Raw genomic sequence first — 26,288 nt, 5'->3', positions numbered from 1 at the left:
TCCATAGGTACAAATGGAACTTCCTTAAATATTTATTGAATAATCAGCTTAATTTCCTTCCTATAGTTTGAAGCACTCTTTCCCGTAATTTCATTAAATTGTTTATTGAAATGCGAAAAATTATTAAACCCGCACTCAAAACAAATATCGGCAATACTTTTTTGGCTTTCGTTAAGTAATTTGGTGGCATGCACTACCCTACATTCATTAACCATTTGCGTAAAGGTTTTACCGGTAGCCTTTTTAAAATATCTACAAAAGGCGGGCACCGTCATGCTTACCTCATCGGCAATTTCATCCAAAGAGATATGGTTTTGGAAATTTTTGTTCACGTACTTAAAAATCGTGTCAATTTTAGCGCTATCCTGTGGTTCGGTTTCAAAAGCAAACCCATCGGCATTTAGCAGGGTATAATCATCGGTAGTTGACAAATAGTTTAATATGTCCAAAAATTTAAGCACCCGTTTTAAACCCGTATGTTGCATGAGTTTATCAATTTTGGGCCCAATTACTTGTTTGGTTTCCATTTTAAATCGAATGCCCTGTTTGGCCCTGTCGAATAAGGATACTATGGCAGCCATTTCTGGAACATGCAAAAAATCATCGCCTAAAAAGTTGGATTTGAACTGTACGGTGGTTTCGGTGCCATTTGCCGTTAACCTATCCGTAAAACCATTGTGAGGCAAATTGGAGCCAATAAGTATTAATTGACTGTTATTGAAATACGACAAATGGTTCCCAATATGTGTTTTTCCTTGCCCTTTGTTTATATAAATAAGTTCTAATTCTGGATGAAAATGCCAATAAGCACCGTCCTTATCTACAACATCCACATGTTGTTTAACCAATATAGAACTACCAAAACTGGGTGTAAGTTTCCTAAATGCCGGTTTTTTATTTGCCATACCTATTTATTGTATTACAAAATTACAACATATACTTCTTAAAATATATATTCAATTGCCCCAATTGTGTGCTATTTTAACTTAACATTTATTTAACATGGTGTTAACAGATAATATAGCACATAAAGTAGTCAAATTTGATGTTTTAATAGCCTTCATTGCACCGTATCTTTGTACTGTTAAAAGTTATTAAGTGAACATCTTTTTATAGTTTAACAATCGTTGAAATTTCGATATTTAAAATTATAAAAAAATAAATATAACTCTGTTGAAAAGGAGTGAACAATATTCATTAATAATTAGTTTAATGTCTTATTTAGTTTAGTTGGTAAAAGTGAGCTGTGGTGGCTCACTTTTTTTTTGCTTCAATTTCTTTTTTTTATAGTATTTATGGGGTCAAGCACAATTGTTGTGTTTAAGCAAAAATTGTTGTTAGTCTATAAAGGAATAATTCTACATTCATTACACACCAAACTCGCCCAAGAGTATTAAATCACATTTAGTTGAGTGTGATAAATTAACATGGTTATATGTTATTTTAACCTTATACTATTCTAATATTTCATATACAGATAAAATAGCATATAAATTTGTCAATATCAATGTTTTCTTACACGTTATCCCGCCCTATATTTGCCATGTGAAACGTTAAAAAAACCTAATTATGAAAAACGTATTAAACAACTCAAAAAAAAGATTCTTAATGGTAACTATGCTTATTACCTCGTTAAGTTTCGCCAAAGAACCATCATTTTATTCTATTAAAAATGATGTTAAAAAAACGTCTCTTACCTTAAGCAATGTAAAACAAGGCAATAAATTTTCCATTAAAGATAAAAATGGGATTGTATTATATAATGAAGAAATCCAGAAATCAGGAGTTTACACTAAAGGCTTCAATTTTTCTTCGCTTCCAGATGGCAATTATGTTTTTGAATTAGACAAAGATCTCGAGATAAACACAATACCATTTACCGTAAAAGAAAACACCGTATCTGTAAACAAAAATTCAGAAACCACGACTTATAAACCTTATGTAAAGCAGAAAAACAACTTGCTGCTAATCAGTAAATTATCTCCAAATTTTGAAACCATGAATATAAGCATATATGCCGATAACCATAGAGATTTTGAACTAATATACACTGAGAAAATTGAAGGCATAAAAGTTATTGAAAAAGTTTATAAATTAGAAAAAGGAACTTATAAAGTAACCATTAACTCTAATAATAAAGAGTACACAACAATCATTAATAATTAGTTTAATGTCATATTTAGTTTAGTTGGTAAAAGTGAGCTGTGGTGGCTCACTTTTTTTTGCTTCAATTTCGTTTTTTTATAGTATTTATAATTGATAAAAATTACAAAAAAACCAACCTTCAACACTAAATAGCATCGAAAAAGCAACTGTTTTTCACTACTTTTACTCTTTCATTTTCATTATCGTTTTATTATGCAACATACATACAGCAACTGGCATCACCCTTATACCCCAACAAAAAAATACAGCAAAAAAGTAGCCTATTTTAGTATGGAATTCGGAATAGACCAATCGTTTAACATTTACTCTGGAGGATTGGGCTTTTTGGCAGGCTCCCACATGCGTTCGGGCTATGAGCTAAAACAAAACATGATTGGTATTGGCATGCTCTGGAAATATGGCTATTACGACCAAGCGAGAAATGAAGACCAAACCTTGAAAACCGATTTCAACATAAAGCACTTTGATTTTTTGGAAGATACAGGAATTGAAGTGCAAATTAAACTTCACGACAACCCACATGTAAAAGTAAGGGCCTATGTTTTAAAGCCCGAGGTTTTTGGAACCGTTCCAATGTATTTTTTGAGTACGGACGTTGACGGCAACGACCATTTGTCCAGAACCATCACTAATCATCTATACGACAACAACCCGGTTACTCGTGTTTCCCAAAGCATTGTATTGGGAATAGGTGGAGCCAAGGTTGTGGAAGCCTTGGGCGGAGCAGATACCTACCACTTAAATGAAGGCCATGCTTTACCTGCATTTTATTATTTAAGAGATCGAGGCATAACAAAAAACCAGATGGTGTTTACAACCCACACCCCCGAAATAGCTGGGAATGAAGAACGGGAAGCACGCCACCTAAACAGATGTGGTTTTTTTGGCAGAACACTTTCTGATGAAGAACTTGAAAATGAAATGGTTAATGGCGGCATGATCAATTACACCGTTTCCGCATTGCGAATGGCCAAAAAAGCAAATGGGGTTTCAAAGCTTCATGCCAAAGTAGCCAACGCTATGTGGAAAGACTATCCTGGAATATGCGAAATTATCCCGATTACAAACGCCCAAAATCAAAAATTCTGGCAAGATGATGTCATTAATAACGCATGGATAGCCAAAAACGTCCATACCTACAAAAAAAGGAAAACAGATTTGAAAAACGATTTGTTTAAGGAGGTTTTTGAGCAAACCGGAAAGAAGTTTGACCCAAAGGTGTTGACCTTTGTATGGGCGCGCCGTTTTGCTGGCTACAAAAGAGCCGATTTACTATTGCATGATTTTAATCGCTTTATGCAATTAATTACCAATGAAACATATCCCGTTCAAATTATTTGGGCAGGAAAACCCTATCCGTTTGATTATGGGGCCATCGACCTATTTAACCATTTAATTCACCAGTCTAAAAACAAGCCAAATCTTGCTGTATTGATTGGTTATGAAATTGAGCTCTCCAAAAAGCTGAAATGTGGTTCGGATGTTTGGTTAAATACACCACGCATTACAAGAGAAGCTTCCGGAACCAGTGGCATGACGGCCGCAATGAACGGTTCGGTAAACGTTTCGACTAATGATGGTTGGATTCCAGAATTTGAAAAAGACACCAAAAACTGTTTTGTTTTACCTGCCCTAGACCATAACTTACCAACATGGGAACAAGATAAAATAGACACAAACAATTTATTTGATATTTTAGAAAACAAAGTAATTCCAACGTATTATGACCGCCCGGATACTTGGCAGAATATTGTGTTCAAGGCCATGGACGATGTTATTCCTGCATTTACAAGCCACAGAATGGCCGATGACTACTACAAGAAATTATTCTAATTAACAAAAAAACGTCCATTCTCATAAAAAAAGAGTACCATACAAATTAAAAAATAACAATAATTAACGCATTTTTTAAGTGCCAACATGGCTGCTAATTTTATAAAACCTATTATATTTGGGGCCTGAAGCATTCATCCCATGCTTTTTGGCTCCATAGTTCAAGGGATAGAACAAAAGTTTCCTAAACTTTAGATCCAAGTTCGAATCTTGGTGGAGTCACATCATTTTATTTTTGCAATAGCTTCTTTGGCAGCTTCCACGACCGCTTTCGAGTTTCCAATAAAAATAGCTTCATCCAAAATTATAACCGGCCTGCTTAAAAACGTATAATGTTCCAAAATATAATGTTTATAATCGCGCTCTTCAAGTTTTTGGTCTTTTAGCCCCATGGCTTTGTACAGATTAGAGCGTTTACTAAAAAGTGCCTCATAACTGCCCGCAAGTGCATGCATCGCTTCCAATTGCTTCACGGTAATGGCCTCAGTTTTTATATCCTGCAGCTCAAACCCAGAAGGTAAATTCAATTCTTTCAAAATCCTGATACAGGTGCTACACGTTTTTAAATAATAGACTTTTTTCATGTTATTTATCTTTTTGAACAAAATAAAGTAATTTTAACCATTTAACTATTTTTACAAAAAAATAATCACATGCATTTTACACTAGCAGTACTGCCAAACACCCGTCGATTTTTTAGCAAGTATTTAGAAACCACTTCTTTGGAAGATTTGAATAAAATACCCCAAGGTTTCAACAACAATATAATTTGGAATATTGGCCATATTGTTGTAACCCAACAGCTTTTGGCCTATAAATTATCCGGTTTACCAATGATGATAGACAATACGCTTGTTGAGGCCTACAAAAAAGGGAGCAAACCCGAAAAAAATGCAACACAGGCTGAAGTTAACAAACTCAAAGCATTACTTTTTTCTACTATTGAAAAAACCACTGAGGATTATAAAAACGGATTGTTTAAAAATTACGAAACCTACACCGTTTCAACCACCGGAAACACCTTAACCAATATTGACGAAGCGTTTCAATTCATCCTGTTCCATGAAGGGATGCATTTGGGCTATGTCATGGCACTATTACGAGCCATTAAAAGCTAGAAAGGAACCCGCCTCTTTAAAAGGAATGGTAAACTCGATGACGCCCGTGGTGTAAGGAGCTATTTCATAGGTGTTATAGAGTAAATGGATGCCCTCATCTACATAACCCATATTTTCGGGCAATTGGAAACCATCGGACTTAAAAAGAACCGAATCGGCCGTAAGATTCCTTTCAAAATACGAGGCTGCCAACTTTTTAAAACCTGCTTCATCTGTTATTAAATCGGCATTTTTGATACGTTTTCCCGTTTGCGCATCAAAATTTAAAAACACAATCACGGTATTGCCATGAGCACCTCCCGTATTCAGGTACGAGGTAATAGAAACACTTATTATTTCATCCGATTGAAACAGTAATTCGCCATCAATTTGGGCTTCCCAGGGCATGGAAACCTCAGGATATTCCTTGCTGAATGTTTGGTATTCATTATTAAATGCATGGATGCTTTCTTCTACGGATGACAATGTTGCGCTATTTGGCTCACCAACCTGCAAAGCATTGATTACTTGTTTATTAATCTCGAAATTGATGTTGTTTGAAATCGTTGGATTTCCGAAGGCTTTAGGAATATTAACCGTTACCAACGTATTGGTTTCGGTAGTAATTTCAACTTCAGAAAATGTTGTTTTTAATTCCTGGTTGCAGGAATAAAAAAGAAGACACAGAACAACAACTAGGTGTTTTTTAAAAAGCATGGGTTAGATATTTACCTTCCTTAAAGGTACATATTGCTTTTTACAATATGGCACAAAAAAGATGCTTTAATACTAATTTCTTTAATCCAAATAGTAAATATACCCAACATTAAGCCAGAGCAGCCAGTCGTTATTCTTATCGTAATTTCGCCAGTTGTGGTTCAGGCCATCAACCCAATCGTTAAAAAAATATTGCCCTCTAAAATCGACCAATAAATCGGATAACTTGTCAAGTTTGTAACGCATCCCTACACTGGCAACCGTGGACCATGTGCTTCCGCCATCGACATTAATAGGATAGGTACCACTGCCCACAGGAAAATTATCGAACCAGTACGAATAAATGTTGGTGCGGTTAAAAACATCGCCATAGGCACTTGGATCCGGATTGTTAAAAGTTGTGCTCGCTTTGGGGTTAAAAGAGGTATAATGCACCCCAAGACTTGCATAAGGCGCGACCCGATGGCCAAAGGCTTGAAAAGAACGGATGCTCATGGGGAAATACTCTAACTGTGTACCAATATCAAAATTTTCGGCAACACCATGATGCCCTCTCAGTTGGTCTGCCTGAACGCTTACCTTATCGGGTTGTACCCAAAACCCATGGTGGTCCAGGTTTGTTTTGTTCCATGAAACTTCGTTTCGTATCTTAAAGTGGTCGTTAAAGTAAGTATCGGTAGTATAGCAGTTACAATCTGCTCGGTACGAAAAATTTATATAGTGAACAATACCAATGCCAATTCCGGAATTTTTAAAGTTGGTTTCAAATTCATTGCTGCTACCAAAATCGGATCTAAATTGAACGGGGCCAGCAACAATGCCTATTTCATGTGAAAAGCCTAATTGAGAGAATGCCGTTTGATAGAAAACGAAAAGGCAAAAAACCGAAGCTAACCGTTTATAGTTTAGCATAATATAACACTGTATTTTGAGGCATTAATATTAACAAATATATAAAAACTAGGCAAACAAACAAACATTTAAAAACCTAGGCCAACCATAATCGAATTATTGAGAGTGAAACATAAAAAAAATACGGTTATTTTTATAGATAACGTATATTTGTATTGGAAAATTTTATAGCCCATTTTTTTAATGCATTCTTAAGATTGGTTTATTAAAACTTATTGTGGTCTATTTTAATTTTTAATCACGCGTCAGCGCTTAATCAAAAAACAAAAATAAATCAATTGAGCATCTTTAAAAGACTATTAAGTAAGGAATATTGTTTAGTAAGATGTTCTGTCAATCTTAAATAAATACTAAACAAATGAAAAGTAATGTTGAAACTTTTTTAGATCTGGTTAAAGAACGCAATGCTAACGAACCTGAGTTTTTGCAAGCTGTTGAGGAAGTAGCAGAAACCCTAATTCCCTTTATTGTTTCGAACAAGACCTACCACGGAAAAAATTTGTTATTGCGAATGGTTGAACCTGAACGTGCCATAACATTTCGGGTATGTTGGGTTGATGATGCTGGAGAAATACAGATAAATAGAGGTTATAGAATCCAAATGAATTCGGCCATTGGCCCTTACAAAGGCGGTTTACGCTTTCACCCTACCGTAAACATGAGTATTTTAAAGTTTTTGGCATTTGAGCAAGTATTTAAAAACAGCTTAACAACTTTGCCCATGGGTGGCGGAAAAGGTGGAAGTGATTTTGACCCAAAAGGAAAGAGCGATGGTGAGATTATGCGTTTTTGCCAAGCCTTTATGAGCGAGCTATTTAGACATATTGGCCCCAATACCGATGTGCCCGCAGGTGATATAGGCGTGGGTGCACGTGAAATAGGTTTCCTTTTTGGAATGTACAAAAAACTACGAAATGAGTTTACCGGCATTTTAACAGGAAAGGGGCTGACTTATGGTGGTTCACTAATTCGGCCAGAAGCCACTGGTTACGGAACCGTTTATTTTACCCAAAAAATGCTTGAGACCAAAGGCGACAACTTTACGGGAAAAAACATAGTTATTTCAGGATCTGGAAACGTAGCGCAATATGCAGCAGAAAAATGCATTCAATTAGGCGCAAAAGTACTAACCATGTCCGATTCGTCTGGTTACATTCATGACGCTGAAGGTATCGATACCGAAAAGCTAACTTACATCATGGCATTAAAAAATGAAAAACGGGCGAGAATAAAAGAATATCTAAACACTTACCCTCATGCTAAATACGTTGAAGGCAAAACACCATGGGAAGTAAAATGTGATATTGCCATGCCATGTGCCACACAAAACGAACTTGACGAAAACGATGCCAAAACACTTTTAAACAATGGCTGTTTTTGTGTAAGCGAAGGTGCCAACATGCCCTCAACGCTCGGTGCTGTACGTGTGTTTCAAAAAGCAAAAATATTGTACGCTCCCGGTAAGGCTTCCAACGCGGGCGGTGTTGCCACTTCTGGATTAGAAATGACCCAAAATTCATTACGCCTTAGTTGGACCCGAGAGGAAGTGGATTTAAAACTTAAAGACATTATGTGCAACATTCACGATGCGTGTACCCAATACGGAAAAACGGAAGAAGGATACATTGATTATGTGAAAGGCGCCAACATTGCTGGGTTTGTTAAGGTGGCCGATGCCATGTTAGCCCAAGGGGTGGTTTAAATTTTTAATGGAAAACATATTAAAAAAAGCTTTTAAGGTATTTTAAGAGGTTTTTGTAAGTAATGCTGGAAAACCAACAAACCGAGTGAAAAAGACAATATTTGAAATTACCAAAATGGACTGTCCTTCTGAGGAAAATCTTATCCGAATGAAATTGGACGGAATTTCGAGCATTGCGAATCTGGACTTTGATATTCCTAACCGAAAATTGACCGTTTTTCACAGCGGAGAAATTGACCAAATCGAAAAGTCCATAATCGAACTGAATTTAGGCGGAAAGAAAATCTCAACGGAACAGACCGACCAAACGGAATTTAATGAAAACGCAAACCAAAAAAAGCTACTTTGGTCTGTACTTGTCATAAATTTTGCCTTTTTCCTAATCGAAATGACAACAGGCATTATCTCAAAATCTATGGGACTTGTTGCCGATAGTTTGGATATGCTTGCGGACAGTTTTGTTTACGGAATTAGCTTGATTGCGGTTGGCGGAACGTTGATTAAGAAAAAGCGGATTGCCAAACTTGCTGGATATTTTCAAATAACACTTGCAATTATTGGATTTATAGAAGTTTTAAGAAGATTTTTTGGAGCCGAAAAACTTCCCGATTTTTCAACAATGATTATCGTTTCGGTTTTTGCACTTATCGCAAACGGAATTTGTCTTTACATTCTGCAAAAGTCGAAAAGCAAAGAAGATGCACATATCAAAGCAAGTATGATTTTCACCTCGAATGACGTGATTATAAATCTAGGAGTAATAATTGCAGGAATTTTTGTAAATTATTTGAATTCAAATAAACCTGATTTGATTATCGGAACAATCGTCTTTCTATTGGTAATCCAAGGTGCATTTCGGATTTTGAAACTAAGCAAGTGAATGAGAAAAACACCTCTTAAAACAATGACCATAAATAATTGCCTACTTTTGAAAATTGTCGCCAATTTTCAGTTTGGTGTTTACCGCTACGTTAAGTGTTAACGCGCGCAACCGAGACCGTATATGGATAGAAATTAAGGGGCCAAAACATCTTTTACCACCCCTTTTTCTTGATACGCATCATCTGTATTTATGGCCCACAAATCTATTGGGTTGTTACTTACAATTTTTTCTGCTGCCATAAGTCCCATATAAATAGAGTGGTCTTGATTGTTGTATTTAAACGATCCATACCTGCCAATGGGCATTAAATTTTCATACCTTTTTAAGTAGTTTATGATAACATCTAATTTTTCTTGATACCCGGTTTCGTACACAGGATAGCATTTGGGCACTTTAACAATTTTAGCGTTGATGATGGTTGTTTTTTTAGGCGTGAGGTTGATACTTAAAAGTTCGGCTTTAGCCAAATCAATAATGTCATCTTCATTTTGCGACCAGATGGGGTCGGCTTCAAAGCACCAATATTCTAAAGCCAGTATGGTTGCGTTTTTTCCTTTATTCAATGAAGGGCACCAATTTCTAAAATTTGTAATTCGGCCTAATTTCACGTTTGGCGAATGTATGTAAAGCCAATTATCCTCAAATAAATCTTTTTCTTCTATCTCAAAATACACCAAAATGGTATTTCTGAAGAAAAGGGATTGAATAGCTACTTCTACTTGCTTGGGCACTTCATTAAAACCTTTTACCAAATGGGTTAACGGCATGGTTGAAACCACATAATCTGCTTCTACAACAGATCCATCGGTTAGGGCAACGCCGTAAACCTTATCATTGGAATCAACCAAAACATTTTTAATTGGTGTGTTTAATTGTACGTTTCCGTGGTTGGTTTCAATAGCTTTTGCAGCACGTTCGTATAAAGTTCCTGAACCATTTTTTGGATAGGCAAATTGATCGACCAAGGTTTTGTGCTTATTGCCCTTATTATTAAAAATAGCGGAAATTACCGCTTGGGTCAACGATAAGGTTTTTATGCGTTGGGCTGCCCAATCGGCATCTATTTGTGTACATTTTACGCCCCAAAGTTTTTCGCTGTAATGTTTAAAAAAAATGGTATATAGTTTTTTTCCGAAACGGTTACTTATCCATTCCTCCAGATTTTTTGGGTTTTTAATTGGTTTTATGGTTTGTATGGCATAATCCCATAGAATTTGAAATATGGTTACCAACGACAAGTTTCGCAACACATTACTAAATTTTAAAGGGTATTGAAAATATTTGCCATTATAGAATATGCGCGTTTGCCTATTGACCAGAGTAAAGTCGTCCTGTATTAGTTCCTTGAAAAACCCATTTATTTCTTTCTGGTTCGAAAAAAAACGGTGAGGACCCAAATCGACTCTTTGGCCCCATAAATCAAAACTTTTTGCCATACCGCCTACGGCATCACTAGCTTCAAAAACAGTAACCATAACCCCTTGTTTACTAAGTTGGTACGCACAAGCAAGTCCTGCTGGGCCTGCTCCAATAACAATAACTTTTTTCATCTGTATGATTTTGATAAACCTGAGGTTGCAAATAAAAGATACATTGGCAAGATAGGCACTAAAAACCTTGCAGCTCCTATGGGGCCTGTTAAACCAACAATATAAAGTATTATGAGCAACATAAACCAATATAGGGCTGGTGCCGTTTTGTAATGCCGAACCCAAAATAGCACGAACCCAATAAACTTAAAAACATTAAACAACAGTAAAATGGGTATAAGCACAATAACCAACAACGGTTGATTTTTGAAATAATTTAAAGTGCCACCGATACCGTTTTTATTCAGTTGATTCAAAAAACCCATTTCACCAGTATTCTTTAACTCAAAAAAATTATGGATATCGAATCTGCCCGGATCAAAAAATATCCTTAAACTTCCCTTTAGGTGCATAAAAGCATATTCTAACCCATCTTTTTTTAGATAACTTATCGATTGTTCCTTAATAGCTTTTTGCTGCTCCGCGTAGGTGTTTTTGGCGTTGGCAATTGCTGATATTTTAGAATTTACCTCCTGGGCATAAGCTTCACCATACTTATTCACATTAAAATAATACAAATTATAGTTCTTTAGGTTGATGTTTTGAATGCTCGAAAACTCGAAGCTACCTGTTCTTTGATAATTCCAGTTCATATACAAAACACAGGCAATTATTGGTAAAAAAGCGTAAAGATAAGCGTTTTTGATGTGTTTTGTAAACCATACGGATAAAACCAAATTAGGAACCAAAAACAAATAAAAAACAGGCTTGGTTAAAAACAGCAAAATTATAACCAACTGAAAACAAACAAGATACAGCCATTTTTTTTCTGTAACAATCGCATGGAACAAGTAGCACAAAAGTACTATTAGAAACTGTAACAAAATTTCACTCATCAAATAGTTTGAATACACAAATTGACTCAAGGATGTGAACAAAAAAGCCAGTAATATTTTTTGGCTAATGGGTTTGTAATATGCTTCAAATAAACGCAAACACATAAAAATACTGGCAATGGAAAGCACATTTTGTACAAAAAGCACCGCAATTTTTGAATGTAGCAAGAATGAAAAAACAAGGATAAAAATACTATATAGCGGAGGCCGTTTGGTATAATCTTCAAATTGGATGTTTGCATGAATATCGCCCGAATAAAACCCAACGCCATGCTTTATGTTTTCGGCCAAACGATAATATTCAAAGGAATCTTCAATGAAAAAAAAGTTGCCAAGCGATAGTTTGATGGCAAAAAAAAGCCCATGGGCAACCAATATCACAAGGAACAATTTATACTTTCCGCGGAAGCGTTCTGGAATGTGTATCAAAAGATTCTAAATGCTTTTAGGATAATGCAACTAAATTTTAAAAGATGCTATCGAAGGCAAATCTAATTGAATTGCTTGCAACATAAAAGAAAATTTTGATTTACTTTAAACCATATTCTAAATAATTTTAACCTTTTGTCGTTAGTTATAAATATATTTGGAAACTCAACAAACTAGAATGTATAAAAAATTCGTTGTCCTTATTTTATGCCTTGCGCCTCTTTTAATTGATGCACAAGATTTCTCTGCGCTTTGGAAAGGCTATTTTTCATACTACAATATTAAAGAGGTGGTAAAAGGCACCACTAAAATATATGCTGCCTCCGAAAATGCAATTTTTAGTTATGATACCCAAACAAACCAATTAAGCGAACTTACCACTATTAACGGTTTATCGGGCGAAACCATATCAACCATTTATTACAGCGAAACCTACGCGCTTTTGGTTATTGGCTACGAAAATGGGCTTATTGAAATAGCTTTTGATGATGACGACAAAGTGCTAACGGTGGTTGATATTGTTGAAAAACCAACCATTCCGCCCTCAAACAAAAGGATAAACCATTTTAATGCTTATGGCAAGCAACTCTTTGTTGCCACAAATTATGGCATATCGGTTTTTAACCTAGAACGATTGGAATTTGGCGACACCTATTTTATTGGCAATGGCGGCTCCCAAATACCCGTAAACCAAACCGCTATATTTGGCGATGCTATTTATGCTGCATGTACCGGCGGAAACGGATTGAGAAAAGCCCAGGTTTCTAGCCCCAATTTAATAGATTACCAAAATTGGCAGGTTATAGCAAATGGCGATTTTAAAGCTATTGAAACTGTTGGCACTCGTTTATATACCGTAAATTATAACCAACGTTTGTATGGTATAGTTTCCGATAATCTAACAGAGCTAGTTGCCTACCCCAGTTTGCCGAAACAAATTAAATCGAGCAACGATACTTTAATAGTTACCTTAGCTAATACCGTTTATGTGTATGATGCCAATTTTAACCTTATTTCACAAGCATCTATAAGTCCAGAATTCCCTACACAATACACTTCGGCAACCACCGATGCTAATTTTATTTATATTGGCACAACCGATTTTGGAATTTTAAAAACCCCTCGTTCGTCGCCAAATACCTTTGAGGAAATACACCCTAGCGGCCCCCTATTGAACGCGCCGTTTTCTATCAATGCTCAACCCAACGGTGTTTGGGTTACTTTTGGCGAATACAACTCGTTTTACAATCCGTATCCTTTAAATAGCCGCGGATTTAGCCATTTAAAAAACGACCAATGGCTTAACACGCCTTATAGCGACGTTCTTGATGCCAAATGCCTAAACACCATAACCGTTAATCCTGCCAATGCCAATCAAGTGTTTATCAGTTCCTTTTTTAGTGGCCTATTGGAAGTTAACAATGAAGTCCCTACCCTATTGTACAATGAAAAAAATAGTGGTCTCGAATCTTTGATCCTTCCCACCGACCCCAATTATATCGACGTGCGGGTAGGTTCAACGGCCTTTGATGCCAACGGTTTGTTATGGTCTATAACAAGTTTAATTGATAAACCCTTAAAATCTTTCAACCCTTCCAACAATAGCTGGACGTCCTATAGTTTTACCGGTCTTTTCCAAGATCGAAACTTAGGGTTTGGCGATCTGGTAATAGCGCCCGATGGCACCAAATGGATAGGCAGCTATGAACAGGGCCTCATTGGTTTTAAGGAAAATGGCAACAAACCGTTATTAAAAAAACTGGACAAGGAAGAAGAAAATATGCCCGCCAAATATGTGCGTTCCCTAGCGCTGGATAAACGCAACCAACTCTGGATAGGTACTTTTAGGGGCATACGCGTTTTATACAATACCTCCAACTTTTTTGAAGATGCCAATGCGGAAGTTGATGAAATTGTTATTTTGGAAGATGGCATCGCCAAAGAATTGCTGTTCCAACAGTTCATCACGGCCATTGAAGTTGATGGCTCCAATAATAAATGGATTGGAACTGCCGATTCGGGCGTGTTCTATTTGTCGCCCGACGGACAAAAAACCATTTATCATTTCACAAAAGACAATGCACCATTGCCATCAAACACCATCACCGATATTTCTATCGATGGTACCAACGGCATCGTATATATTGCCACTACAAAAGGGTTGGTATCCTTCCGTTCTGGAAGTTCAGGCACGTTTGATACCTTAGATAAAGCATTTGCCTACCCCAACCCCGTACGCCCCAATTTTAATATGACAGACGAAAAGATTAAAATAAAGAACATTTCAGAAAACGTCAATATTAAAATAACCGATATTGAAGGCAATTTGGTTGCCGAGGCCCAATCCAGAACCAACCCACGTTACAATGGCTACAATCTGGAAATTGATGGTGGCACAGCCTATTGGAACGGAAAAAACCTCGCCAATAACCAAGTCGCTTCGGGAGTTTATTTAGTAATGCTCTCCGATTTGGATACCTTCGAAACAAACGTTTTAAAAATAATGGTGGTTAGATAATGCTTATTACTACAAATGCCCTTGTACTTTCAAAACTTAAATACAACGACAACGATTTAATTGTAAAGTGCTATACCCAACAATTAGGCATCGTTAGTTTCTTGTTACGGGGTATTTTAAAAAACAAAAAGTCGCCTACAAAAGCGGCCTATTTTCAACCGCTTTCCCTCGTACAGTTAACCATTGTTTACAAAGAAAACCGGTCGTTGCAAAGTGTGAGCGATACCAAAATGAACCATCACTACGCCAGTTTACACAGTCAAGTTTTAAAAAGCGCCATCGTTATGTTTCTATCGGAAGTGTTGGCAAGCACCTTAAAGGAAGAAGAACCCAACAAGACCCTTTTTAGTTATTTGGAAACCACCTTGTTGTGGCTAGACGAGCAAACCGATTTTTCAAACTTCCACCTGCTTTTTATGCTCAATCTATCCAAATATTTGGGTTTTTACCCCGATACTGGTGCTATGCATTTGCCTTATTTTAATTTAAGTGAAGGTAAATTTGAAAACAATTTGCACGGCGATTATACCATTTCGGGCCACAACTTAACACTTCTAAAACAATTGTTGGAAACCCCGTTCGATGCTCTTTCCGCAGTAAAAATAAACTCCAAGCAACGGCAATCGTTTTTAAACATGCTGCTGTTGTATTTTGAGTTGCATTTGGGAAGTTTTAAACCGCCCAAATCGCTGCAAATATTAAACCAGGTGTTTAATTAAAGTCGAAACAATCCCCATGCGAGAAGCTACAACGAGGTAATCTCACTAATAGGAGTTCAAATTTAGAAACAATAAACAGATGGCTTCGTTACTTGCCATGACGGAAACCGTACCTCGCCATGACCTTATTTTTTAAACGCTTTTTTAGTGATAACACCGCCATTGGACAAGGTTACTTTTGCCACAAAAACACTGTTGTGCAAGTTTGAAAGCTTATAGGTTTCTTGGTTGCTGTTTCCTGTAAATTGGTACAACTGCCTTCCTAACAAATCGAAAATAGCAACGTTTTTTATGTTTAGGTTGTTTGTAGCAGTAAACTGAACTTCATCGTTTTCAAGCTGTACAATAGTAAGGGCGTTTTTGTTTAAAAGCACATCTTCAACTGATAAGGCTTGGTTGCTAAAAGCAATTTCAAAACGGTTGTTAAACTCGCCTACTTCCGAAGTAAAGCTATAATCGGAAGTACTTAAACAATGTACCTTGTTAAGCAGATGGTCTTTTAGGAAAATGGCGTGGTTGTTTAAAAAGTCGCCTTGAATGTGTGCCAATGAAAATTTATAAAGTGTTGCGGAAGATATTGACGTGTAAAAGCCTAACTTGATTGTTTCATCAGGGCCTAAACTGTTAACTGCTTTCCCTTGGATGGCGAATTTATTAGTATTGTCATCACCAATCAAGGTATATATAATAGACGAAGCACCACTTGACAACATTCTGGTAGCGTCATAGGCCATACCATCATTATCGTTGGTTGCACCATCTACATAAGCAACTAGAACTTGATTGAATACTCCATTGTCTGAAGTTAAATTAACCCAAATTTTATTCGCTACATCATTAGATTTACTTTTGTTATTTGTGCTTTTAAAAAATTGATTGTTGCTTGTGGCATCAGCCATCCGCATCGAATTATCAAAATTCACTACACCAATAGCTAAACCAGAGATAAAAAAACCTTGCCCAGAAGGAATATAATCATTTGGCACTATACCATCTCCATTATCAGAATTAATACTTCCGCTACCTGCTGTAATAATAGCATAATCGTTTTGAGAAAAATTAAATGCTTCATTGCCACTAGCATTTGGATCGATTGCAGTTCGATGCGACCATAAATAAGCTGCTCCTTCAACAACTCCAGAATTGGCAGCGTAAAAAGCATTGAAATCTAATGCACAAGGGTATGGATTGCCGATTAAATTCCAGTCTTTATCTCCATTTGCGCCATTATAGAAAATACTTGCTGACAATGGACCATTGTTAAAAATTCCATAAAACTCATAAGTATATTGTCGCGCCCCAGAATATCCTGTTTGTGAATGTGTAGCTGCAAAACCAACACCTGGATTCATAGGGAAACTATCATAAGCAAATGTCCAGTCATCACCATTATCATCAATATCATCGTGACCTGTGCTAAAAACTCCTGAATTACCAGTTTCCGCCAAAATATCTTCATATTTGGAAGCATCAAACCAATGGCGCATGGTAGAGTCCGTTAATGGGCTTGTACCAATAGTTAAACCAGAAATAGGAGAACACCAATAGGTATAATCATACCAGTTATTCAATATGGATGTTTCTTTCCTAACAACCGACGTTCCACCTAAACCATGTGTATATGTAGAAGTATTACTGTTTTGCTTGAAAGCACCATGGTTATCAACTATTATATTTCCATTTACCACAACATCATTCTCAACCTCAACATAATGGCCATTTGTAACCCTTAAATTAAAACCTGCATTTACGGTTAAACTGCATGCGCTAAAACTGCTATTGGTGGTTGTATTGTAATTTGCTGCAATAATGGCATTTTTATTGATGTCTGGTGTTCCCGCACTCCAAGTTGTGCCATTCCAAGTTGTTGTAGTTGGACATGGAACACAAGTATAGGTACAACCGCCTAAAGTTGAGTATCGGGTAGTGCTAATATTCCAATTAGTAGCAGCTGATACTGCTGCTAAGGTTAAAACTTGATTTGTAGTAACAGTACAATTATAATTCCCATTAGAATTGTTTGCAAAATACACAGCATTTATTCCATTTGTAAGACCAGGAGGTATTGCTGTTGTAGCTGAGTCAATTGCATCAGACCAACCAGCTGACCCATAATGAATTGAATTTATAAAATTTGGAGAGGAAGACGCGCCTTGATAAGCTAAAATTTGGTCACTAACCGTATTTAGTGCAAAACCACCTGCCGCACTTACAGTTCCATACGAAGCTGTTAGGTTTGCGTTTGTTACACGCTCTAAAAATATTTCTGTTCCGCATGGTAAATCAGACGTTGCTTGCCATGTTAATGTTCCTTCAGTAGTTCTTAAACCAGTAGTTAAATTCCAGCCATTATCAGTAAACTTAATTTGTGTAGTATTAGTAACATCTTTTAACAGAACAAATGTTAACTGACTTGGAGCACCAGAATTAAAACCCGTAATAGCAATATCTCCTGCAACAAGTGTAGTTTGACCATACCCAAAACCAACAGCACAAAAAAGGCTAATTAAAAGTGAGAGCGTTTTTAAAGAAGTAATTTTTTTCATGGTGTTAAGTTTAAAATTTAAGATTTGGTTTTATTAAATTTTTAATCAATTATTAGTTTCCTATTGCTATTTTTGGAGCATGCTGCCACCAAAAAAAACATATACCGTACAAGAAGCCACCAAAAAATTGGAGCATTATTGTGCGTACCAAGAACGTTGCCATAAAGAAGTTGTACAAAAGCTACAAAGCATGCACATGATACCCGAGGCCATCGATGTGATTGTGGTGCATCTTATTCAGCATAACTTTCTAAACGAAGCACGCTTTGCCAAAGCATTTGTAAGGGGTAAGTTTAAATTTAAGGCTTGGGGCCGACGCCGATTAACTTTTGAACTCAAGCAAAAGGACGTAAGCAAAGTTAATATAAATCAGGCACTTGCAGATATTTCGGACGCGGAGTATATCGGCGTTTTTAATGATTTAGCCGAAAAAAAGGCACTTTCTATTAAAGAACCCAACGTTTTGAAAAAAAAGAAGAAATTTACCGAGTATTTTTTATACCGTGGTTGGGAATCGCATTTGGTGTACGACAAAGCCAACGAACTTATTAGGTAACGCATTTCAAAATACGGTTTATTTTGAAATCAATTCAATTTAAACTTCATATCTTGAAGCAGTAACTCATTAAGCAACTCCTGCGATACTTTCACTTTTTGTTTTCTACTGGGCATGTTCAGTTTTAACTGCTCTTTGTTATCATACACCACAAAATTAAGTGCCTGCGAACCGGGATGCATCTGCAAAAGTTCTTTAAGTTGAATGATTTTTTCTGCTTTTAAATCATCAATATCAATTTGTATGGATAGCTTTTTAGCATAATTCTCCATCACATCGTGCAATAATTGAAAACTGTTGAACTGCAATCGGGGTTCACTTTTTTTGCCCGTTTCTTTGTTTATCCAACCTTCACGGATGAGGGTTTTAACAAAAACAAAATTGTTTTTCATTAAAAAATGCCTAAATTTTAGGTATTCTTCACCAAAAATGCGAAACTCGAAACTATCGTTATAATCTTCAACGGTAAACAATGCCCAACCTTTACCTTGTTTGCTCACACGGTGCTGCACATCGGTAACCACGCCACCAAAAGTAAGTTCGCGGTTTAAAAAGGTTTCTAAATTTTTAAACGAAGCTAAACTGGCATTGCAAAAGGTGTTCATTTCTATTTTAAAATCATCCAACGGATGTCCTGAAATGTAAATACCAACAACTTCTTTTTCGCGTGCCAATTTTTCCATGGTGCCCCACTCTTCGCAGGGTGGTACTTGGGGTTCGGCAATTTGCACGGTGCTGGCATCGCCAAACAAGCTTACCTGTGCCGAATTTTCGTTTTCTTGGTGTTTGCTGCCGTAGCGAATGGCTTTTTCCAGAAAGGTAATACCATCGCCATCATCGTGGAAATATTGGGCGCGGTGGGTTTCCTTAAAACCATCAAAACCACCCGCCAAAGCTAAATTTTCGAAGGCTTTTTTGTTGGCAGCGCGTAAATCGATGCGTTTTGCAAAATCGAAAATAGATTTAAAAGGGCCGTCTTTTTTTCGGCTGTCCACAATAGTAACCACAGCACCATGGCCTACCCCTTTAATGGCGCCCATGCCAAAGCGTACGGCATTGTTTTTGTTTACCGAAAACTTGTAAAAAGACTCGTTAACGTCAGGCCCTAATACATCCAATTTCATGCGTTTACATTCTTCCATAAAAAAGGTAACCTGCTTGATATCGTTCATGTTATTGGACAGTACCGCAGCCATGTATTCCGCAGGATAATGTGCTTTTAAATACGCCGTTTGGTAAGCTATCCACGCGTAACAGGTAGAGTGCGATTTATTGAAGGCGTAACTGGCAAAGGCTTCCCAATCTTTCCAAACTTTTTCGAGAGTTTTGGCATCGTGCCCATTGGCACTTGCCTGCTCTACAAACTTGGGCTTCATTTTATCGAGTACCGCAATTTGTTTTTTACCCATGGCTTTTCGCAACATATCCGCTTCACCTTTTGTAAATCCTGCAAGCTTTTGGGAGAGCAACATTACCTGCTCTTGATATACGGTAATACCATAGGTTTCCTTTAAATATTCTTCCATGGCATCCAAATCGTACTCGATAGGTTCGTCGCCATGTTTTCTGCGAACAAAACTAGGGATGTATTCCATGGGCCCAGGGCGGTACAGCGCGTTCATGGCGATTAAATCTTCAAAAACAGTGGGTTTTAAATCTTTAAGATGCTTCTGCATCCCGGGCGACTCGTATTGGAACACCCCAACGGTTTCGCCTTTTTGGAAGAGTTCATAAGTTTTTTCGTCGTCGAGCGGAAAGGTATCGGGGTCCAACAAAATACCGTGTCGGGCCTTAACAATTTTAACGGTATCCTTTATGAGGGTTAAGGTTTTTAAGCCTAAGAAATCCATTTTTAACAGGCCCGCTTCCTCTACCACCGAGTTGTCGAATTGGGTAACGTACAAATCGGAATCCTTGGCGGTTGCTACGGGCACGAAGTTGGTAATATCATCGGGCGTGATGATGACCCCACAGGCATGAATGCCCGTGTTGCGCACCGAACCTTCCAAAATACGTGCTAGGTTTACGGTTTCGGCCTCTAAATCGTCGCCTTCGGAAATGTTTAAAAGTTGGTTGACTCTTTCCAAATCTTCCGCACGGAACTTGCTGCCCAATTCTTTTTCAGTTAAACCGAAAATCTTATTCAGTTTGGACATGGTAGGAATTAGTTTCGCAATCCTATCAGCATCAAAAAGCGGTAAATCCAACACCCGAGCGGTATCGCGAATGGACGATTTTGCAGCCATCGTACCATAGGTTATAATTTGTGCTACTTGATTGCTACCGTATTTTTTGATAACGTAATCCATAACCTTACTACGGCCTTCATCATCAAAATCGATATCGATATCGGGCATGCTGATACGGTCGGGGTTTAAAAAACGCTCAAAAAGCAAATCGTACTTAAGTGGGTCGATATTGGTAATCCATAGGCAATATGCCACCACCGAACCTGCCGCCGAACCACGACCGGGACCTACCGATACGTCCATATTTCGGGCTTCGCGGATGAAATCTTCAACAATTAAGAAGTAACCCGGATACCCCGTATTTTGAATTACTTCCAGTTCAAAATCCAAACGTTCTTTTATTTCCTCTGAAAAATCGTCGCCATAACGTTTTTTGGCACCTTGGTAAGTTAAGTGGCGCAAATAGGCGTTTTCACCCCGTTTACCGCCATCCATCAAATCTTCAGGATTTTTAAATTCATCAGGGATATTAAAAGCAGGAAGCAATACTTCGCGCGCCAATTCGTAGGCTTCCACTTTATCGACCACGTTTTGAATGTTACTTATTGCCTCTGGAACGTCGTTAAAAAGCTGTTTCATTTCTTCGGCCGACTTAAAATAATATTCCTGATTGGGCAATCCGTAGCGGTAACCGCGCCCACGACCTATGGGCGTTGCTTGTTTTTCGCCATCTTTCACACACAATAAAATATCGTGGGCATTGGCATCGGCTTTTTTTCTATAATAGGTGTTGTTGGTGGCTACCAGTTTCACGTCGTGCTTTTTGGCAAGAGCTATCAACACAGGGTTTACACGGTTTTCATCCTCTTGGTTGTGGCGCATTATTTCAACATACAAATCATCGCCAAACTGTTCCTTCCACCAAATCAAGGCTTCTTCGGCTTGGTTTTCACCTACATTTAGCACCTTGCTGGGCACTTCACCATAAAGGTTTCCGGTAAGAACAATTAAATCGTTCTTGTATTTTTGAATTAAATTTTTATCGATTCGGGGCAAGTAATAAAACCCATCAACAAAGGCAATGGACGATAATTTTGCCAAATTATGGTAGCCTTTTTTGTTTTTTGCCAATAGCACAATTTGGTATCCATTGTCCTTTCTGTTTTTATCCGTATGGTCTTCACAAACAAAAAATTCACAACCAATAATAGGTTTTATTTCATTAACCGTTGGCTTTTCGCCTTTTGCCGTGGCTGCCTCATTTTTTGCCTTGGCGTTTTTATTATGATTGCTCACTGCCTTTACAAAGTGAAAGGCGCCCATCATGTTCGCATGGTCGGTTAGGGCTACGGCGGGCATGTTATGTTCGGCGGCAGCGGCGACCAAATCGGCAACACTGATGGTAGATTGCAATACCGAAAATTGGGAATGGTTATGCAGATGTACAAAATCGACTTCCTTTAAATTGGATACGTTTTGTTTAATTTCTTGGTTTGAAATGGTTTTCGTATCAACTTTTTTAAGCCGCTCGCGAATTTTGGCGCTTTCCTGTTTTAAGTTGATGTGCTTTAAGCCTAAAAGCTGAATTTGTTTAGGGTTTGCCTCTTTAAACTTTTGGAAATAATCGGGTTGAACGTCCAGTTCTTCTTTGGTGAATTGCTCCAAACGAATGAGCTCCAAAAAACAACGGGTTGTTGCCTCCACATCGGCCGTGGCGTTGTGTGCCTCATCAAAAGGTACGTTAAATAAATAATCGTGCAACTCGGTAAGCGTTGGCAATTTGAATTTACCATAACGCCCTCCCGGAATTTGGCATAAACTGGCGGTTTGTTCGGTACAGGTATCTAAAACGGGCAGTTCTTGCAACGGGTTGGCAATGGCAGCACGTACAAATTCGGCCCCCATTATGTTTAAATCGAACTTGAGGTTTTGCCCAACAATAAATTTGGTTTTACTTAAGGCCTCGTTGAACTTTTCCAAAACCGTAGTTAGCGGAACGCCTTGTTCTTGGGCCAATTCCGTGGAAATGCCATGTATTTTTTCGGCATCATACGGAATGTTAAACCCATCGGGCTGCACCAAATAATCTTGATGTTCGATACAATTTCCCAACGCATCGTGCAGTTGCCATGCCATTTGGATACACCTTGGCCAATTATCGGTATCGGTAATGGGTGCATCCCAACGTTTTGGTAATCCGGTAGTTTCGGTATCGAAAATTAAGTACATAAAAGCGCGCTTTGTTTTCTCTTCGGGAGAAATTTATAGCTTATAAAATTACACAGAAATAGCGCTTTCTTAACAGGAAGTTATCAAGAGTTTTTAACAAAAAAACATCAAAATGGATTGATTGTGAAAACCAGATAAAATGAGTACTCCGTTTTAAAGGTGTTGTATTATGAAAAAGTTTATTTTTGAAATCACATAAATTTTAACCCATGAAAACGACCCTGTTATTTTTAAGTCTAACTTTAACTTTTTTAACAAACCACGCCCAAAACATCCCTCTATACGTTGGCACTTATACTGATGGCACCAGCGAAGGCATCTATAAGTTTCAATTTAACACAAAAACCGGGGCGCTTAGCGAACTGCAATTGGCAATGGCAACCGAAAACCCGTCATTTATAGCCTATTCACCTAATAGAAAGTACATGTATGCCGTAAGCGAAAGTCTTGGTGGCAGTGTTTCGGCATATAAAATCCAGGAAAATGGACTGTTAAAATTTCTAAACAAAGTAAGCAGCAATGGCACCGGCCCTTGCCATATTGCTATAAACAAACAAGACACCAAAGCCGTTGTGTCCAACTACCGGGGTGGAAGTGCCGCCATTTACAGTATTGCCAGAGACGGAACATTGCAGGAAGCATCGCAAGTTTTTAATTATGATACCCCCGAAAGAAAAGCGCATGCCCACTCTGCCCAGTTTTTTAAAGACGATTTATTTATAGCCGATTTGGGCATGAATGTTGTATATCATTACACCTTAAAAAACAACCAGTACGCGCTTGCAACACCTTCTATTTTCAGCACAACCCAAAACCCTGGCCCAAGGCATTTTACTTTCACCAAAAACGGCCAATTCTTCTATGTGATTAATGAATATGGCAATTCCGTGGTTTCGGTAAAAAGAACGGATGCAGGTTTTGAACAAATTGATGACGATAGTACCTTAGATGAAAATTACAAAGGCGAAAATGCCTGTGCCGATATTCATTTATCAAAAAACGAGCTTTATCTGTATGGCTCGAACCGGGGCGAAAATACCATCGCTGTTTTTAAGAGAAACAAATATAACGGCACGATTGAAAAAATCCAAACCATGCCCGTTCATGGCGATTGGCCTAGAAACTTTACCTTGGACCCTACTGGAAAGTTTCTGTTGGTAGCCAACCAAAAGAGCCAAAACATATCGGTTTTCAGTATAGACATGCCTACCGGAAAACTATCATTTTTACACGAAGTAAAAGTCCCTACGCCCGTTTGTTTATTGTTTTAAGAAAAGCGCAATTATTAATTGTTAATTGTTAATTATTAATTATCTTTGCGCCCTCATTAATAACCGAGGTCGAGAACCTCAATTAATTAATTATTATGCCAGTAAAAATTAGATTACAAAGACATGGTAAAAAAGGGAAACCTTTTTACTGGATTGTTGCAGCCGATGTACGATCAAAAAGAGATGGTAAATATCTTGAAAAATTAGGCATTTACAACCCAAACACCAACCCAGCCACTATCGATTTGAACGTTGATGGCGCTGTACAATGGTTACAAAACGGTGCACAACCAACCGACACCGCTAAAGCTATTCTATCCTACAAAGGAGCTTTGCTAAAAAACCATCTTGCCGGTGGCGTTAGAAAAGGTGCTTTAACCGAAGAACAAGCTGAAGCAAAATTCAATGCTTGGTTAGAAGAAAAAGCAGGTAAAGTTGGCGCAAAAACCGAAGGTTTGGCAAAAGCGCAAGCCGATGCCAAAGCAAAAGCACTAGAAGCTGAAAAAGTAGCTAACGAAGCGCGCATTGCTGCCGCTGTTCCTGTTGCTGAAGAAGTAGAAACTGCTGAAGCTACTGCTGAAGAAGCTCCGGAAGCTGCGGTTGAGGAAGCTCCAGAGGCCAAAACAGAAGAATAAAAAATATTTTTTTATACTTTTAAACTCCGATAGCGCTATCGGAGTTTTTTATGCAAAATGGTTTTGCATGATGCTGAATTTATTTCAGCATCCCAAAAATTTAATTAATGAGATCCTGAACCCAGTTCAGGATGACAAATAAAATTTGTCATGAAAAAGGAAGATTGTTTTTACTTAGGTAAAATAGTTACAAAATATAGTTTTAAAGGGGAACTTTTAATAAAATTGGACACCGACCAACCTGAGCTGTATGAAGATTTGGATGCCGTTTTTATTGAAGTCCGTAATTCGCTAATTCCCTTTTTTATTGAAAGTTCGCAATTACACAAATCGGATTTGCTGCGTGTGCAATTTGAAGATGTTACCAATGAGGCCGATGCGGATGCTTTATTAAAAAGCGACGTATATTTGCCCTTGGAGTTTTTACCAAAACTTGAAGGCAATAAATTCTATTTTCACGAGGTTATCGGGTTTGCCATCGAAGATGTAAACTTTGGAAAAGTAGGCCACATTGTTGGTATAAACGATACCACAGCACAAGCATTATTTGAGGTTGAGCACGAAGGCAAGCAAATTTTAATCCCGATGAACGATGAGTTTATCGTAAAAGTTGATAAACAAAACAAAACCATCGTTGTTAAAACCCCCGAAGGATTAATTGATTTGTATCTTTAGCTGCTTCTTTTAAACTAAAAAGGACCCCCTGTGGATTTTAGTTGAAATATGTGCAAACAAACCCTCAAACCGTCCCAGTTTCAAAAGAAAATTACCGTTTATTCTTCTGGTGTTTTGGTTGTTTCCGCATCTTCGCCAATAGGCTTTCCATTCACGATTAAACTGGGGTAAATCAATGGAATAATAGATTTAATGGGTTGGTATAGCTGCGAATCGGCTTTATCTTCTTCCGTAGTAAACGGTATGGGGCGATGCATTTTTTCAAAAACAAAAAGTACGGCACTTAAAACCACGGCCACTTTCAATCCGCCAAAAAACGCCCCAAATAATTTATTGAACAGTCCCAAAGCCGCAAAATCGGCAATTTTTGTTAATGCCTTTCCTGCCAACGAAATCGCCAATACAACCAATAACAACGTACCAAAAAAAGCGGCAATATTTATGGTGTTTTCGCTCCATTCAACTTTTTCCCTTAAAAATTCGGCAGTAAAACCACTAAAGTGAAACGCGCCATATACCCCGACAACCAAGGCAATTAAAGAGGCCACTTCAACAAATAAACCGCGCCAAAAACCTCTTACCATTCCTAGCACCAAAAAGGCCAATAAAACAATATCCAAAGCATTCATAAAAAACAGTTTGCGTAAATATACTTAATTTGCACGCTTTTTAAAGCAACTTTCCTGAAACTAATGGCGCTATTTAGTAACTTTGAAGCCGAAGGATTTTTGATTAACGATTAACGATTAACGATTAACGAACTTTAGAAATTTGAACTTGAAACCC

20 protein-coding genes and 1 tRNA gene are annotated in these 26,288 nt (G+C 37.6%); 12 read left to right on the top strand and 9 right to left on the bottom strand.

The genetic code is table 11. From position 1 onward, the window contains the following. Nucleotides 1–32: 32 nt before the first annotated feature. Nucleotides 33–905, bottom strand: a complete 873-nt coding sequence (locus GQO80_RS04415) for an AraC family transcriptional regulator (protein WP_157207115.1) — start codon at nucleotides 903–905, stop codon at nucleotides 33–35. A gap of 664 nt (nucleotides 906–1,569) precedes the next feature. Between GQO80_RS04415 and GQO80_RS04410 the strand changes: the two genes are divergently transcribed. The 3 genes from GQO80_RS04410 (at nucleotide 1,570) to GQO80_RS04400 (ending at nucleotide 4,221) form a co-directional block, all read left to right on the top strand. Then, on the top strand, nucleotides 1,570–2,166 hold the full coding sequence (locus GQO80_RS04410) for a hypothetical protein (protein WP_157207114.1): 597 nt from the start codon (nucleotides 1,570–1,572) through the stop codon (nucleotides 2,164–2,166). A 192-nt stretch (nucleotides 2,167–2,358) separates the two neighbouring features. Beyond that, a complete protein-coding gene (gene glgP, locus GQO80_RS04405) occupies nucleotides 2,359–3,999 on the top strand; it encodes an alpha-glucan family phosphorylase (protein WP_157207113.1) in 1,641 nt (546 codons plus the stop codon). Between the two features lie 150 nt (nucleotides 4,000–4,149). Beyond that, a tRNA-Arg gene (locus GQO80_RS04400) sits at nucleotides 4,150–4,221 on the top strand. A 2-nt stretch (nucleotides 4,222–4,223) separates the two neighbouring features. On the opposite strand, the gene GQO80_RS04395 is transcribed toward GQO80_RS04400, so the two are convergent. Further along, nucleotides 4,224–4,583: an arsenate reductase family protein gene (locus tag GQO80_RS04395; protein WP_157207112.1), complete on the bottom strand. Its 360-nt coding sequence runs from the start codon at nucleotides 4,581–4,583 to the stop codon at nucleotides 4,224–4,226. Between the two features lie 69 nt (nucleotides 4,584–4,652). Here GQO80_RS04395 and GQO80_RS04390 point away from each other — a divergent pair, with 69 nt between their 5' ends. Beyond that, the gene (locus GQO80_RS04390) at nucleotides 4,653–5,117 is read left to right on the top strand and encodes a DinB family protein (RefSeq protein WP_157207111.1); all 465 of its coding nucleotides are present in this window, start codon (nucleotides 4,653–4,655) and stop codon (nucleotides 5,115–5,117) included. Here the strand turns inward: GQO80_RS04390 and GQO80_RS04385 are convergent. Then, the gene (locus GQO80_RS04385; RefSeq protein WP_157207110.1) at nucleotides 5,097–5,813 is read right to left on the bottom strand and encodes a DUF3298 and DUF4163 domain-containing protein; all 717 of its coding nucleotides are present in this window, start codon (nucleotides 5,811–5,813) and stop codon (nucleotides 5,097–5,099) included. The two genes, GQO80_RS04390 and GQO80_RS04385, sit on opposite strands and share 21 nt — an antisense overlap. 81 nt (nucleotides 5,814–5,894) lie before the next feature. Then, nucleotides 5,895–6,725 (bottom strand): THC0290_0291 family protein, encoded by an 831-nt coding sequence (locus GQO80_RS04380; protein WP_157207109.1) that lies wholly within the window; start codon nucleotides 6,723–6,725, stop codon nucleotides 5,895–5,897. A gap of 358 nt (nucleotides 6,726–7,083) precedes the next feature. Between GQO80_RS04380 and gdhA the strand changes: the two genes are divergently transcribed. Together gdhA and GQO80_RS04370 are read left to right on the top strand one after the other, a co-directional pair. Continuing rightward, a complete protein-coding gene (gene gdhA, locus GQO80_RS04375; RefSeq protein ID WP_157207108.1) occupies nucleotides 7,084–8,427 on the top strand; it encodes an NADP-specific glutamate dehydrogenase in 1,344 nt (447 codons plus the stop codon). Nucleotides 8,428–8,512: 85 nt separating this feature from the next. Continuing rightward, complete coding sequence (locus tag GQO80_RS04370) at nucleotides 8,513–9,307, top strand: cation transporter (RefSeq protein WP_198037721.1); 795 nt, start codon at nucleotides 8,513–8,515, stop codon at nucleotides 9,305–9,307. A gap of 134 nt (nucleotides 9,308–9,441) precedes the next feature. On the opposite strand, the gene GQO80_RS04365 is transcribed toward GQO80_RS04370, so the two are convergent. Together GQO80_RS04365 and GQO80_RS04360 are read right to left on the bottom strand one after the other, a co-directional pair. Beyond that, complete coding sequence (locus tag GQO80_RS04365) at nucleotides 9,442–10,860, bottom strand: FAD-dependent oxidoreductase (protein ID WP_157207107.1); 1,419 nt, start codon at nucleotides 10,858–10,860, stop codon at nucleotides 9,442–9,444. Next, on the bottom strand, nucleotides 10,857–12,164 hold the full coding sequence (locus GQO80_RS04360) for a glycosyltransferase family 39 protein (protein ID WP_157207106.1): 1,308 nt from the start codon (nucleotides 12,162–12,164) through the stop codon (nucleotides 10,857–10,859). The genes GQO80_RS04365 and GQO80_RS04360 overlap by 4 nt, the downstream gene beginning before the upstream one ends. A gap of 178 nt (nucleotides 12,165–12,342) precedes the next feature. Between GQO80_RS04360 and porZ the strand changes: the two genes are divergently transcribed. Then, complete coding sequence (gene porZ / locus GQO80_RS04355; protein WP_157207105.1) at nucleotides 12,343–14,682, top strand: type IX secretion system anionic LPS delivery protein PorZ; 2,340 nt, start codon at nucleotides 12,343–12,345, stop codon at nucleotides 14,680–14,682. Further along, nucleotides 14,682–15,401, top strand: coding sequence for a DNA repair protein RecO (recO, locus tag GQO80_RS04350; RefSeq protein WP_157207104.1), 720 nt, complete (start codon nucleotides 14,682–14,684; stop codon nucleotides 15,399–15,401). Before porZ ends, recO begins: the two co-directional genes overlap by 1 nt. Before the next feature lie 125 nt (nucleotides 15,402–15,526). Here recO and GQO80_RS04345 read toward each other — a convergent pair whose 3' ends face one another. Then, nucleotides 15,527–17,947 carry a hypothetical protein gene (locus GQO80_RS04345; protein ID WP_157207103.1) on the bottom strand — a complete coding sequence of 807 codons (2,421 nt, stop codon included), beginning with the start codon at nucleotides 17,945–17,947 and terminating at the stop codon, nucleotides 15,527–15,529. Nucleotides 17,948–18,026: 79 nt separating this feature from the next. On the opposite strand from GQO80_RS04345, the gene GQO80_RS04340 reads away from it, so the two are divergent. Then, complete coding sequence (locus tag GQO80_RS04340) at nucleotides 18,027–18,503, top strand: regulatory protein RecX (protein ID WP_394350993.1); 477 nt, start codon at nucleotides 18,027–18,029, stop codon at nucleotides 18,501–18,503. Between the two features lie 29 nt (nucleotides 18,504–18,532). Here the strand turns inward: GQO80_RS04340 and dnaE are convergent, their stop codons facing one another. Then, the gene (dnaE, locus tag GQO80_RS04335; RefSeq protein WP_157207102.1) at nucleotides 18,533–22,921 is read right to left on the bottom strand and encodes a DNA polymerase III subunit alpha; all 4,389 of its coding nucleotides are present in this window, start codon (nucleotides 22,919–22,921) and stop codon (nucleotides 18,533–18,535) included. Nucleotides 22,922–23,130: 209 nt separating this feature from the next. Here dnaE and GQO80_RS04330 point away from each other — a divergent pair, with 209 nt between their 5' ends. From GQO80_RS04330 to rimM, 3 genes are all read left to right on the top strand, one after another. Next, nucleotides 23,131–24,192, top strand: a complete 1,062-nt coding sequence (locus GQO80_RS04330; protein ID WP_157207101.1) for a lactonase family protein — start codon at nucleotides 23,131–23,133, stop codon at nucleotides 24,190–24,192. A 95-nt stretch (nucleotides 24,193–24,287) separates the two neighbouring features. Beyond that, nucleotides 24,288–24,827, top strand: coding sequence for a 30S ribosomal protein S16 (locus GQO80_RS04325; protein WP_157207100.1), 540 nt, complete (start codon nucleotides 24,288–24,290; stop codon nucleotides 24,825–24,827). 150 nt (nucleotides 24,828–24,977) lie between these two features. Then, nucleotides 24,978–25,502: a ribosome maturation factor RimM gene (gene rimM / locus GQO80_RS04320; protein WP_157207099.1), complete on the top strand. Its 525-nt coding sequence runs from the start codon at nucleotides 24,978–24,980 to the stop codon at nucleotides 25,500–25,502. Nucleotides 25,503–25,600: 98 nt separating this feature from the next. On the opposite strand, the gene GQO80_RS04315 is transcribed toward rimM, so the two are convergent. Continuing rightward, nucleotides 25,601–26,131, bottom strand: coding sequence for a CvpA family protein (locus GQO80_RS04315; RefSeq protein WP_157207098.1), 531 nt, complete (start codon nucleotides 26,129–26,131; stop codon nucleotides 25,601–25,603). Nucleotides 26,132–26,288: the final 157 nt, after the last annotated feature.

It is taken from the genome of Mariniflexile maritimum (assembly GCF_009746565.1).
Lineage (GTDB): Bacteria > Bacteroidota > Bacteroidia > Flavobacteriales > Flavobacteriaceae > Mariniflexile > Mariniflexile maritimum.
The sequence above is the reverse complement of the archived record's forward strand: the minus strand, read 5'-3'. Positions and strand labels throughout refer to the sequence as shown.